Origin of the sequence: Brachyspira pilosicoli P43/6/78 (assembly GCF_000325665.1) — a bacterium.
GTDB classification, from domain to species: domain Bacteria; phylum Spirochaetota; class Brachyspiria; order Brachyspirales; family Brachyspiraceae; genus Brachyspira; species Brachyspira pilosicoli.
Window position 1 is genome coordinate 2232554 of the sequence record NC_019908.1, and the last position, 12735, is coordinate 2245288.

General features: G+C 25.7%; 12 protein-coding genes. 10 read left to right on the plus strand and 2 right to left on the minus strand.

Going from position 1 to position 12735, the window contains the following annotated elements; translation table 11 throughout:
* Nucleotides 1–56 precede the first annotated feature (56 nt).
* Both rfaE1 and BPP43_RS10070 read left to right on the plus strand, forming a co-directional pair.
* Entirely contained in the window at nt 57–1049 is a 993-nt protein-coding gene (gene rfaE1 / locus BPP43_RS10065) for a D-glycero-beta-D-manno-heptose-7-phosphate kinase (protein ID WP_013243830.1), read from the plus strand.
* A gap of 9 nt (nt 1050–1058) precedes the next feature.
* Nucleotides 1059–2189 (plus strand): hypothetical protein, encoded by a 1131-nt coding sequence (locus BPP43_RS10070; protein WP_015274865.1) that lies wholly within the window; start codon nt 1059–1061, stop codon nt 2187–2189.
* 3 nt (nt 2190–2192) lie between these two features.
* On the opposite strand, the gene BPP43_RS12445 is transcribed toward BPP43_RS10070, so the two are convergent.
* Nucleotides 2193–2390, minus strand: a complete 198-nt coding sequence (locus tag BPP43_RS12445) for a hypothetical protein (protein WP_015274866.1) — start codon at nt 2388–2390, stop codon at nt 2193–2195.
* A gap of 323 nt (nt 2391–2713) precedes the next feature.
* On the opposite strand from BPP43_RS12445, the gene BPP43_RS10080 reads away from it, so the two are divergent.
* The 4 genes from BPP43_RS10080 (at nt 2714) to BPP43_RS10095 (ending at nt 6398) form a co-directional block, all read left to right on the plus strand.
* Nucleotides 2714–3886, plus strand: a complete 1173-nt coding sequence (locus BPP43_RS10080) for an MFS transporter (protein WP_015274867.1) — start codon at nt 2714–2716, stop codon at nt 3884–3886.
* A 24-nt stretch (nt 3887–3910) separates the two neighbouring features.
* On the plus strand, nt 3911–4240 hold the full coding sequence (locus BPP43_RS10085) for a hypothetical protein (protein WP_015274868.1): 330 nt from the start codon (nt 3911–3913) through the stop codon (nt 4238–4240).
* 112 nt (nt 4241–4352) lie between these two features.
* Nucleotides 4353–4727, plus strand: coding sequence for a hypothetical protein (locus BPP43_RS10090; RefSeq protein ID WP_013243825.1), 375 nt, complete (start codon nt 4353–4355; stop codon nt 4725–4727).
* 81 nt (nt 4728–4808) lie between these two features.
* Nucleotides 4809–6398: a peptide ABC transporter substrate-binding protein gene (locus BPP43_RS10095; RefSeq protein WP_015274869.1), complete on the plus strand. Its 1590-nt coding sequence runs from the start codon at nt 4809–4811 to the stop codon at nt 6396–6398.
* A gap of 28 nt (nt 6399–6426) precedes the next feature.
* On the opposite strand, the gene BPP43_RS10100 is transcribed toward BPP43_RS10095, so the two are convergent.
* On the minus strand, nt 6427–7251 hold the full coding sequence (locus BPP43_RS10100; protein WP_015274870.1) for an SAVED domain-containing protein: 825 nt from the start codon (nt 7249–7251) through the stop codon (nt 6427–6429).
* A 197-nt stretch (nt 7252–7448) separates the two neighbouring features.
* Here BPP43_RS10100 and BPP43_RS10105 point away from each other — a divergent pair, with 197 nt between their 5' ends.
* The 4 genes from BPP43_RS10105 (at nt 7449) to dapD (ending at nt 12599) form a co-directional block, all read left to right on the plus strand.
* Nucleotides 7449–9392, plus strand: a complete 1944-nt coding sequence (locus tag BPP43_RS10105) for a fructose-bisphosphatase class III (protein WP_014932259.1) — start codon at nt 7449–7451, stop codon at nt 9390–9392.
* 86 nt (nt 9393–9478) lie between these two features.
* The gene (locus tag BPP43_RS10110) at nt 9479–10960 is read left to right on the plus strand and encodes an AAA family ATPase (RefSeq protein ID WP_015274871.1); all 1482 of its coding nucleotides are present in this window, start codon (nt 9479–9481) and stop codon (nt 10958–10960) included.
* Complete coding sequence (locus BPP43_RS10115) at nt 10961–11701, plus strand: HNH endonuclease (protein ID WP_013243820.1); 741 nt, start codon at nt 10961–10963, stop codon at nt 11699–11701. It abuts the gene before it with no gap.
* Nucleotides 11702–11894: 193 nt separating this feature from the next.
* Entirely contained in the window at nt 11895–12599 is a 705-nt protein-coding gene (gene dapD / locus BPP43_RS10120; protein WP_015274872.1) for a 2,3,4,5-tetrahydropyridine-2,6-dicarboxylate N-acetyltransferase, read from the plus strand.
* Nucleotides 12600–12735 lie beyond the last annotated feature (136 nt).

Below are 12735 nucleotides of genomic sequence, written 5' to 3' on the forward strand. Positions count from 1 at the left end.
CAAATTTCTTTATTTTGTTTATAATATTTAATTATAATGATTAGGAATAGTATTATATGAAAATAAAAGATATTATAAAAGCTAGAGTATTAGTAATTGGTGATTTAATGTTAGATAGATTCACTTATGGGGACGTTATTAGAATATCTCCAGAAGCTCCTGTTCCTGTTTTGCATGTTAATCATGAAGAAAATTATTTAGGCGGTGCTGGAAATGTGGCAAGAAATATTGCTTCATTGTTAAACATGGAAGGAAGAGGCGATATAGGCATTATTGGTGTTATAGGAAATGATAAGTCATCAGAAACTATTATAGAAAGCATGCATAATTGGAATATATCTAATGCTGGTATTATAGTAGATGAAACTAGACCTACTATAACAAAAACTAGAATAGTTGCTGGCACTCAGCAAATAGTGAGAATAGATGAAGAGAATGTTGAGCCGTATTCAAAGGATATTTATAAAAAAATAGAGAAGGTTTTTGTAGATAAATTAAAAGAATATAATGTTGTTATTATAAGTGATTATGCTAAAGGAGTTATTACTAAAGAGTTAGCAAAAAAGATTATAGACACTTGCAACAAAAACAATGTACAAGTATTGGTTGATCCTGCTATAAAACATTTTTCTTATTATAAAAAGGCTACTTTAATGACTCCAAATTTAAAAGAAGCTGTAGAAGGCTCTGACAGCAAAATACCTTTTTATAATTTCAATACGGATTCTATAAATAAATTAGGAAATGATATAGTAAAAAAATTAAGTTTATCAAAGCTTATGATTACACTTGGTGCTAATGGTATGGCATTATTTGATAAGGATATACAAACATTTAAAGATGAAGTTTATATAATACCTACTAAGGCTAAAAGTGTATTTGATGTTTCTGGTGCGGGGGATACTGTTATATCGGTGCTTGGAATGTGTCTTTCTGTTGGTTTTTCTTTTAAAGAGGCATCTGAAATTGCTAATACGGCTGCTGGTGTTGTTGTTGGTAAAAGGGGTACTTCTACTTTAACTTTAGATGAGCTTATAAAAGCTTTATAAGGACTATGTATGAAAAAATTATTATTTTTAGTTATTATCTTATCTATATGGGTATTTGCATGTTTGCCAAAGCCTCCTATTGCTCCTGCAAAAACTGTTACAGAACTTGTGCTTGGCAAAGATATTTATGTGTATAAAGATGAGATAGTTGATTTAAATAGTCCAAAAATATATGAAGTTAATGGAGAATATTATTTTGGAGATTTTTATTATATTAAAAATAATACCGTTTATGCTATAGATGTTTCTAATTCTAGAATGGTTATAGCTAATGGAAGTAATATTAGTTCTTTTGATTTGGAATATAATAGTCTTGAAACTTCTAAAATATCTTTTATAGATAATAGCAGCAATGTATATATAACAGGATATAATTTGGCATATATTGGAGATATTACAATTACTAATGTATTAATGTCTCTTCCTTCAGAGGGACCATTAGTTGAAGGAAATGATGTGCCGGATTTAAAAACTTATATTATACAGGTAACTAATACTAATTATACTAAAGTAGGTCTTGTATCTTTAAACAAAATATCTCCAGAGGGTAAAACATTATATAGCATATCTTCTATAATAGATAATGAATACGAAAAGGTTATAAAGCTAATTTATTTAACTAATGATAAGTTTGCTGTATTAAAAAGAGATGATAAGAGAGTACCTATATTAGATGTATATAATATTAATACTGGAGCAAAAGAAAACAGATATATTTTAGATAATGTAGAGACTACAGATGAAGCTACTATGTCTTATAGGGAAATAGTAGATTGTAAATATATAACAGATAAAAATGTTTTAGCTATACTTACAATGAGTATAGAAAACGGCAAGCATAAAGAGGATATAATATTTACTACTTCTTTTGATAATTTTAATTTAAAAGAGGCATATAAGCTTGCATCGAGAGACAATGCTCTTGCGGTTGGAATGTCTGATAATGGCAGAGTGATATATACTGGTATGGATAATGGACTTTATTTTATTATAAAAACTAATCCATTTGTATCGCAGAACTTCAGTAAAGAATATTTGGGTACTGATGATTTTAATAAATTAAGAGGAATTAATATGTTTAATGACTCTATTTATGGATTTTTATTTGAAGATGGAAAAATAAAGTTTAATAATTTTTAAAACTTATTGAGCTTTTGAAAGTTTTCCTTCTGTTATAGAGTTATCAGTATTAGTAATAGTTAATGATAAATAATCTTTGTAAAAATCAAATGTGTAACTATTTCCATTTTTTTGTGCATTATATGTATCATCATTTACTTTAGTTAATTCTTCTTTTGCTATATCTACATTTTTATCATAAATGTTTCCGCCTTCCATCATTACATTAATAGAGTCATTGGCATTTATTGTTACTGTAGCAGTGTTAACAATTAATTGTCTTTCTGAACCTAGTGTTGTATTAACACTTCCTCTATATGTACCTTGATATTTACTTACGCCTGTATTATTTGTACATGAATATATAAAAATAGTGATAGATGAAATTATTAAAATTTTTTTTATTATTTTTTTCTATAAATAGATTACCTCATTTAATAAATACTTTTTGATAATTTAATATTTTTTTATAATTTCACAAAAACTAAATTGTTTTTTTGATATTTATCATATACTATAATAACAAATTTTAAAAGAGTGAAAATATGAATGATAATAATAAAAATAATATATTGGCTATTGTATCTTTAGTATTATTAAGTTTTGCTTTGGGTACTTGCGAGTTTATAGTAATAGGTGTTTTAACTGATATTGCAGAAAGCTTTAATGTGAGTGAGGTTATTGCTGGCGGATTAGTTTCTATGTTTGCTTTATCTTATTCTATATTTACTCCTTTTTCTGCTGCTATTGCGGGTAAGTTTAATAGATTTAATTTTATAATATTTGCAAGCATACTTTTTATTATTGGTAATTTTTTATGTTCTTTGGCCTTTGATTATAATTTTTTAATGATAATAAGAATATTTTTAGCAATTATTTCTGGGGCATTAATTTCTGTATCAATATCTTTTACTCCATATGTTGCTTCTAAAGAAAAAAGACCTATGGTTGTAGCTTGGATTTATTCTGGTTTTAGTATTGCTTCTATTTTTGGTGTTCCTATAGGCACTACTATAAGTTATAAATTTGGCTGGAGGGCTTCTTTTATTTTTATATCTGTTTTTAGTATTTTTATGCTTATAATGATGTTTATTTCTCTGCCAAAAAATACTGCTCAATATAAAATAAAGCTGCTTCATCAATTTGTTCTTTTTAAAGATATTCGATTTATATTAAGCACATTGACAATTCTTTTCGGAGCGGCTTCTTCTTATGTGCTTTATACTTATTTAAAACCTATATTTTTAAATTATGTTCATATAGATAATAAATATATTAGTGCTGCATTACTTATTTTTGGTATAACAGTTCTTTTTAGTAATTTACTTTCTGGAAAATTAGCAGAGCATAATGGAGTTTATAATTTAAGATTTATATTTATACTTCAGTTTATATGTATGATTGTTTTGCCGTTTGCTCTTAATAATTATATAACTTCTGCTGTAGTGATATTATGTATAGGTTTTTTAATGTATTTGATGAACTCTCCTGTACAATTAAATATTTTAGATTTTACTGAGAGAGATTATCCTTCTTGCATTACTTTAGCTTCTTCTAATAATTCTTTTTCATTTAATTTTGGTATAGCTTTAGGTTCATTTGTTGGAAGCAGCATATTTAATAGTTTTGGTCTTAAATGGGTTGGTTTTGGTGGAGCTGTATTATCTGTATTAGCTTTTATTAGTGTTGTGATGTTAAATAATTTTAATAAACAATGATTTTTATTATATGGAGTTCAAATTATGAGTAATTTATTTAAAATAATTTTTGTAGTTTTTGTTTTTATAGGCTGTACAAATAATAATACTTCAGTAAATAATATTATTAAATATAAAGGCACATATACTGCAAATGATATTACATATAATGGAAGTGCTATAGATGCTGTTGCTGCAATTACAGTTGAAGAGAGCGGAAAAGTTACTCTTGAAATAAAATGGTCTAATCAAACAATTAATTTTTATGCAGATGCTGATTTAGTAAAAGAACTATCAAGCACTAAGTTTGAAGTTAATAGTGCAGGTCAATATTTATCATTAGATTTTTCAAGTGGGCTTTTTTTTATTATATAATCAAGGTTCATACAATTATTCTGGTAATTTAACTAAGCAATAATTTTTTATAATAAAAAATAAAAATATTGATAATTAATTTTATTATAAATTATTATCAAGGGAATTATTTATGGGAAAATTATTAAAAATATTTTTTGTAGTTTTTCTTTTGATAGCATGCAGAAAAAATAATACTTCTTATTTAAGCGAGCTTGTTAATTATAAAGGCACATATTTAGGAGATGAAGTTATATTTAATAGCTTTTATGTAGATGCTGTTGTTAGTATAGATATTAATGATAATGGAGATGTTACAGTTGATATAACATTAAATAATGAAAATATTTATTTTTATACAGATTCTAATTATATGACAAAATTATCAGATAAAAAATATGAGATTCAAAGGGCTGATTATTATATTTTTTTGGATTTTTCAAATGGCTTTTATTTTGTATATAAAGAGATAGGTAAAGAAGTTTCTGGAAATTTAATTAAACAATAATTTGATTATAAAATAAAAAAATATTGACAATTTAATATTTATAATTTAATGTTAACATAATTAAAAAAATAGGATTAACAAATGAAAAGAATATTTGCAGTATTATCTTGTATTTTTATTTTAGCTTGTTCTAATAATATAAACAATAATGAAGTGATAAAGGTTACTGTTGGGGCGGAGCCTCAGAGTATAGACCCTTCATATTTATCTGCAATTGACAGTATGATTTATGCTGTGCATGTATTTGAGGGATTAGTAACAAAAGATAAAGAAGGCAATATTGTAGGAGGAGTTGCAGAGAGTTGGGAAGTTTCTCCTGATGGTTTAAATATTATATTTCATTTGAGAGATAATGCTAAATGGTCTGACGGTAAAAAAATTACTGCAGATGAGTTTGTATATTCTTTTAGAAGATTGGTTGATCCTAATACAGCTTCTTCTTATGGTTTTTTAGCTTCGCCAATTAAAAACGCTGATAAAATAATGGCCGGCAAACTTAGAAAGGAAGAGTTAGGAATTGAGGCAATAGATGAAAAAACTTTATTAATAAAATTCGAAACTCCAACAGCATATTTTTTGGAATTATTTTGCATACCTATATTTTCGCCATTAAGAGCTGACTATATTGAAGACAATGAGAAATGGACTTTTTATCCAAACACATATATAGGTAATGGTCCTTATAAGATGATAGAGAGAAAAGTAGATGAATCAATATCATTAGAGTTAAATACAAATTATTGGAATAAAGACAATATAGTTGCTAATAGAATAGATTTTATAATGCTTTCAGATGTATCAACAGCATACCCAGCATTAAAGGAAGGTTCATTACATTACTCATCAAGAATACAAAATAATGATATAGAACTTTTAAGAAAAGAAGGATATTTAGTTATAACTCCATCTTTAGGTACTGCTTATTATGCTGTAAATAATACAAATGAAGTTTTAAAAGATAAAAGAGTGCGTAAGGCATTGGCATTAGCAATAGACAGAAACTATATAGTAGAAAATATCACTAAAGGCGGAGAAGTACCTGCTGGAGCATTTATTCCATTTGGACTTAAAGATGTAAGTGGAGATTTTAGAGAAAACGGCGGAAATTATTTTAGCGTATCAAAAGAAGATTATGAGTCAAATATTAAAGAGGCAAAAAGACTTCTCGCTGAAGCGGGATACAGCAACGGAGTTAATTTTCCTGTTTTAGAGTTTAAAACAAATCCTGGAGCTGGAGTTACTATAGCTGAAGCGGTGCAGCAGATGTGGAAAGAAAATTTAAATGTAGATATGTCTATCACTCAAGAAGAATGGTCAGTTTTTCAAAAGAATAGACAAACAAGAAATTATACAGTATGTCGTGCAGATTGGATTGGTGATTATTTGGACCCTATGACTTTTGCTCAATTATTCACTTCAACAAGTGCAGGCAACAGAGTAGGATACAGCAACATTAATTATGACAGCCTTATAAAAGATGCACAGTCTACAATAGATAATAATAGAAGAATGAATAATATGCATATAGCAGAAGATATGCTTATAGGTGATGATATGGCTTTAATACCTTTATATTATTATACAGCACCTTCAATGAAAAGCCCTAAATTAAAAGATGTTGTAGTTGATACTTTGGAAATAAGAAGATTTTTTTATTCTTATTTACAATAAATAATAATATTTTTATAAAGCTATTATTTTAATATTCATCTATTAAATTGCTGTTTAATATGGTGCCTAATTCATATCTGTTATTATTGCTGATGTAATTATAAATATAAAATGTGAGATGATTATTTTTATAACTAGCCATTTTCTTTCCCAAATATAAAAGCCCATTCGCTGGTATAGAACTTAATATATGAACTTCTTTAATATTTTTATATGACACTATATCATTAAAAATAGAGTTTATTTCGCTTACAAATATGTCATAACATTTTTTATTTACTAAGCTTTTATCTGAGTTTTCTTGCAGCCTTATTTCATGTGTGATAGTTATAATGTTTGTGTATGAGTAATCAAAGCCTTTATTTATAATTAGATTTTCATTGTCTTTATAAACTTCTTCTATATTATCAACGTTAGACCTACCTGATAATATTATGCCTATTGGCTGATTTATATTTGATATTCTCAATTGTGTTGATTTGCTTTCTATAAAATTTGTTAATTCCGGGTCAGCAATATCAATATCTCTATATCCCCATACAAGTGAATCTTTTGGTTTTGGTAGAAAATCAAAATTATATTTATATTTTTCTAATATATATGCTATAGACACTAGTATGCTGTTTGGTGCTATTGCATAAAGTATAATTTTATCTTGCTTTGTGATATTTGCTTCTTCCAATTTTGATATTATTATATTTTTAAGTTTTTTTATAATATTATCATCTTTATATTTGTATATATTATATTCATTATTTAAGTCAATTTCTAAATCAACTTTTGGTATTTCTCCGAAGTTTTGAGAGACACCTCTTATAGAATGAAATATTTTAACATTTTTATTTTCAGCCATAAACATTACTCTTTTTTATATTAATTATATATTAGTATAATAAAAAATTATTTAAATTTATTATTATATTTTTCATAATCATAGATTAATATGATTTTTTGTATATACTTATATATTATATCGGAGTTATTCTACAATAAAAAAATATTTTCATATATATTTTTGTATTTTAAACAATATTTTGGAGATTTTTTATTATGAAAGATAAGGATTATTTAGAGTTATTATCTCAAAAGTACCCCACTATAGACGATGCTTCTGTTGAAATTATTAATTTAAAAGCTATATGCAAATTACCAAAGGGTACTGAGTATTTTTTAAGCGATATACATGGAGAATCTGAAGGCTTTGAATATTTAATAGGCACTTCATCTGGTGTTATAAAAGAGAAAATAGAAATATTATTTAGAAATACTTTAACAGAAAATGAGAGAATAGAACTTCAAATACTTATAGTAGATACAAAGAATATGATTAATAAAAAAGCATCTAAAGAAGATTTTAATGATTGGTGCAGAATAACTATATACAGACTTATTAGAATATGCAAGCTTGTTACTAGCAAATATACAAGGTCAAAGATTAGAAAGAAGATGCCTCAGAACTTTGCTTATATACTTGATGAACTTTTACAAACATCTGTTGAAGACAATAAAGAGAATTATTATTTTTCTATAATAGATTCTATAATAGATGTGTCGGCATCAGAAAAGTTTATTATGGCATTATGTGCTTTGATAAGAAAATGCAGTATAGACAGGCTTCATATTGTAGGTGATATTTATGACAGAGGACCTCACCCAGATAAGGTAATTGAGAGTATAATGAACTTTAATGAAGTTGACATGGCTTGGGGCAATCATGATATACATTGGCTTGGGGCTGCTAAGGGTAGTTTAATTTGTGTTGCTAATGCTGTTCGTTTGGCTGTGAGATATAATAATTTTGATTTGCTTGAATATAGTTATGGCATAAATTTAAGGGCTTTATCATCATTTGCTAATGAGGTTTATAAAGATGACCCTTGCGAAGTGTTTAAACCTAATACTCTAGATAAAAATATATATGATGAGGTTGATAAAGATTTAGCTTCAAAGATGCATAAGGCTATATCAATAATACAGTTTAAGTTGGAATGTCAGCTTATAAAAAGACACCCAAATTATGCTATGGACGAACGTATACTTCTTGATAAGATTGATTATAAAAAAGGTACTATTAATATTGACGGTAAAACCTATGAGCTTAAAGATAAAAACTTCCCAACAATAAATCCTAAAAACCCTTTTGAGCTTACAGAAGGAGAAAATACTTTAATACAGAGTTTAGCTTTTTCTTTTATCAATAGCCCAACACTTCAAAAGCATACTAATTATATTTATGCTAAAGGCGGAATATATAAAATATTTAATGGAAATCTTCTTTATCATGGATGCATACCTACAAAAGAAGACGGCAGTTTTGATGATGTATATATAGACGGACAATATTTATCTGGAAAGAGATATTTAAAGCAAGTTGAAGACAAGGTGCGTAAAGCATTTTACTGCGAAGTTGGAAGCGAAGAACAGCTTAATGCTTTGGATTATTGCTGGTATTTATGGTGCGGTCCAAAATCTCCATTATTCGGTAAAAATAAAATGACAACCTTTGAAAGATATTTTATAGAAGATAAAGAAACTCATAAAGAAAGTTATAATTCATATTATTATCATATAGACAAAAAAGATTATTGCGAGAGCATATTAAAAGAGTTTGATTTGGATATACATAAATCACATATAGTTAATGGGCATGTACCTGTAAAGACTCATAAAGGTGAAAGCCCAATTAAAGGCGGTGGAATACTTTTAGTAATAGACGGAGGACTTTCTAAGGCTTATCATAAAAGCACAGGCATAGGAGGCTACACTTTAATATCAAACTCCAATGCCATGATTATAGCAGAGCATAGACCTTTTGCTGAAGTAGTAGAATCTGGTTTTAGAATATCTCCAAAAACAACTATAGTAGATAGGTTTGTAACTAGAATTACAGTAGGTGAAACTGATATTGGTATTGGCTTAAACAAAAGAATAAGTGATTTGGAAGAATTACTCAATGCATATAGAAACGGTATAGTAAAAGAGAAGGTGAATTGATTTTAATATTAAAACAAATAATTTATATATATTGAGCGTTTAAATAATAAATATTATTTGAACAATAAATTTAATAAAGGATTATCATGGATATTAAAATTGTATATAAACAATGGAGACATAATCAAAGTCATGTAGACTATAAAACTAAAAATCAAATTATATTGGCACATGAACATTGGGATGATTTTGGATATCAAAATTTATATGAAGTACATTATGTTGATAATAATATGGAGTATTATTATCTTGGTGAAACTAAAATTATGTCAGTAAAATCTAATACTACTATAGAAAAAATATTAATAGAAAATGATTATAAATATTTAGATGATAGCTGTGCTTCAATAGGTCTATTTAATTTTTATGAAAATTTAATGTCTTTGGATGATGATATAAAGAAATATCTATTAGAAGTTATAAAAGATTGTATTTATAACCCTTCAATATTTAATAAATTTGAAGATTCTATTGTTATGAAAACATCCTTATTAAGAGATACAAATTATGAAGATATAAAAGAAGAATATTCTCAAATGATTTTTCAAAATCAATATATTAACACTCGTTTTTCTTTAGGTATAAAACTAGATAGAGATATAGATGATAAAATAATAATAGATGTGCATCCTGATTCAACTCCTCCTACTAATATACATGCATTTATAGGTAGAAATTCTTCTGGAAAGACACAACTATTAGAAGCAATTTTTAAATATTATTATAATTATATTAATGATTTATCTTATTATGATGATAATATTGAGAATAATTTTTATACAAAATTACAATTGTTTAATATTAGGTTCAAGCAAATTATATATATACCAATAAATATAAATAATGATTTAAAAGATATTATGAATACAAAAAATAGAGATATTAAAATTATAGATAGATATGATAATAATATAGATGATTTAGAAAAAAGCTTGAAAATATGTTTAAATAATAAAATCACGGAGAAATTATGGAAAAATACAATAAAAAAATTAGAAACGGATCCTTTATTTAAAGAATTAGAATTAGCAAATATAGATAAAGACGATATAGAACAATCTATAAAAGATATTATAAATAAATATAAAAAATCAAGTTCTGGTCATAAATTTATTTTATTAACTATAACTAAAATAGTTGAAATGATTACTCCAAAATCGTTAGTAATTATTGATGAACCAGAAAATCATTTACATCCACCTTTATTAGCATCTTTAATAAGAGCTATGTCATATTTTTTGATACAAAGAAATGGTTTTGCTATTTTAGCTACACATTCTCCAGTTGTATTACAAGAAATACCAAAGTCTTGTGTATATGTTTTGAATAGATTTGGTAATGAAATATCTATTAGAAAACCAAGTATAGAAACTTTTGCTGAAAATATTGGAACATTAACTAGAGAAGTTTTTAGATTAGAAGTAGAAAATAGTGGGTTTTATGAAGCATTAAAGGAAGAAGTAAATAATGGTGAAAGTTATGAAGGTATATTGAAGAAATATGATAACCAAATAGGGTTAGAAGGAAGAAGTATTATTGCTACATTATTAGCAAATAAGGATTATTAAATGTACTTTATAGATGATGAGAATATATATAAGTTTGATAATATACCATTATTAAAAACTAAAATAAATGATTCAATTTTAAATATGATTAAATCACAAGAAAATTTATATTTAAAAGATATAAGTATCATATCTCCATGTTTTGATGAAAATGATAAAGAAGTTAGTATACTTAAAGATTTATATAAAAATGAGTTTGTATCTAAGAAATGGGAGGGACATTATGATAAAATTAAAAAGTCCGTTAGTGAATGTCCATATTGTGGTTTTGGAGAAATCACAGAAATAGATCATTTTTTACCAAAATATTTATATCCAGAATTTATATTATTTTATTATAATCTAGTACCTTCTTGTCATAATTGTAATAAAAGTAAACTAACAAAAATTATAAATATACATCCATATATACATAAAATTGATATTCTTAATGTAGATTTGTTTAAACTAGAAATAATTATTGAAAAAACAAATTTAGTTTTTAGATATAATATTAATGATAATATAGACAAGAATATAAAACAGTTTATTGAAATATTAAAACTTTCAGAAAGATATTCAATGGCTGCTAATTCTTTATTTAATAATGATAGAGCGTATTATAAAAGAATTGATTATAATGGTTTATATAATGAAATAAGAAATAGATATGAAACTTCAACAAAAATACATTTGAGATATTTTTATAAATCTATTTTAGATGATTTTCAAAAAGTTTATAATTATATAATGAATAATTAATGTTCTTATAATATTATTAATCCTATCTAATTTTATTTTTTAATCATTATGTTAAAAGAATTAAATATAAATTTATAATAAAAACATATATTTTTATATAATAAATCATGCTATTATTTAATAAATTCTTTTTGACAAATTTTAATTAATTGTGTATTATGTTAATCTACAAATTTAAACATTGGAGTGAAAAATGGATATGTTAGAAAAATCTGAAGATATAATTGCTTATATAAAAAACTCTACTAAAAAAACACCTGTTAAAGCGTATATAAAAGGAACTTTATCAAATATAAAAACTAATGCTAAAATTTTTTCTTATGGAGATTTTAATTTTATAGTTGGTGATTATGATGAAGTAAAAAGAATATTGGAAGAGTATAAAGAGTTTATAATGGATTATTATTTAGAAAATGACAGAAGAAACTCTGGAGTACCTACATTAAGTTATTTTGATGTTAATGCGAGAATTGAGCCTGGCGCTATAATAAGAGACAAAGTAAAAATAGGCAACAATGCTGTTATAATGATGGGAGCTATTATCAATATTGGTGCTGAAGTAGGAGATGGCACTATGATAGATATGGGTGCTGTATTAGGCGGACGTGCTATTGTTGGTAAGAATTGTCATATTGGTGCGGGTGCAGTATTGGCTGGGGTGATAGAGCCTCCTTCTGCTAAGCCTGTTATAGTAGAAGATAATGTTGTAATAGGAGCTAATGCTGTTGTATTAGAGGGTGTTCATATTGGTAAGAATGCTGTTATTGGTGCGGGTGCTGTTGTTATAGAAGATGTGCCTGATAATCAAGTTGTTGCTGGTAATCCTGCTAAAGTTATTAAAGAAAAAGACAGTAAAACTATTGATAAGACAAAATTAGTTGATGATTTAAGAAAATAATTTTAAATATTTTATACTATTTTCAAATGATTGCATTTTTTAATTTTTGATTTTTTATAAATATAATTTATTAATAAATATTATTTTGTAAAAAATTAAAATTTTAATGAAGTGCAATCATTTTAATTTATTGTTT

What these genes read in the sequence shown, in the direction of transcription:
- rfaE1 (WP_013243830.1), top strand. Translation starts at nt 57, where the DNA reads ATGAAAATAAAAGATATTATAAAAGCTAGAGTATTAGTAATTGGTGAT.
- BPP43_RS10070 (WP_015274865.1), top strand. Translation starts at nt 1,059, where the DNA reads ATGAAAAAATTATTATTTTTAGTTATTATCTTATCTATATGGGTATTT.
- BPP43_RS12445 (WP_015274866.1), bottom strand. Translation starts at nt 2,390, where the DNA reads ATGATGGAAGGCGGAAACATTTATGATAAAAATGTAGATATAGCAAAA.
- BPP43_RS10080 (WP_015274867.1), top strand. Translation starts at nt 2,714, where the DNA reads ATGAATGATAATAATAAAAATAATATATTGGCTATTGTATCTTTAGTA.
- BPP43_RS10085 (WP_015274868.1), top strand. Translation starts at nt 3,911, where the DNA reads ATGAGTAATTTATTTAAAATAATTTTTGTAGTTTTTGTTTTTATAGGC.
- BPP43_RS10090 (WP_013243825.1), top strand. Translation starts at nt 4,353, where the DNA reads ATGGGAAAATTATTAAAAATATTTTTTGTAGTTTTTCTTTTGATAGCA.
- BPP43_RS10095 (WP_015274869.1), top strand. Translation starts at nt 4,809, where the DNA reads ATGAAAAGAATATTTGCAGTATTATCTTGTATTTTTATTTTAGCTTGT.
- BPP43_RS10100 (WP_015274870.1), bottom strand. Translation starts at nt 7,251, where the DNA reads ATGGCTGAAAATAAAAATGTTAAAATATTTCATTCTATAAGAGGTGTC.
- BPP43_RS10105 (WP_014932259.1), top strand. Translation starts at nt 7,449, where the DNA reads ATGAAAGATAAGGATTATTTAGAGTTATTATCTCAAAAGTACCCCACT.
- BPP43_RS10110 (WP_015274871.1), top strand. Translation starts at nt 9,479, where the DNA reads ATGGATATTAAAATTGTATATAAACAATGGAGACATAATCAAAGTCAT.
- BPP43_RS10115 (WP_013243820.1), top strand. Translation starts at nt 10,961, where the DNA reads ATGTACTTTATAGATGATGAGAATATATATAAGTTTGATAATATACCA.
- dapD (WP_015274872.1), top strand. Translation starts at nt 11,895, where the DNA reads ATGGATATGTTAGAAAAATCTGAAGATATAATTGCTTATATAAAAAAC.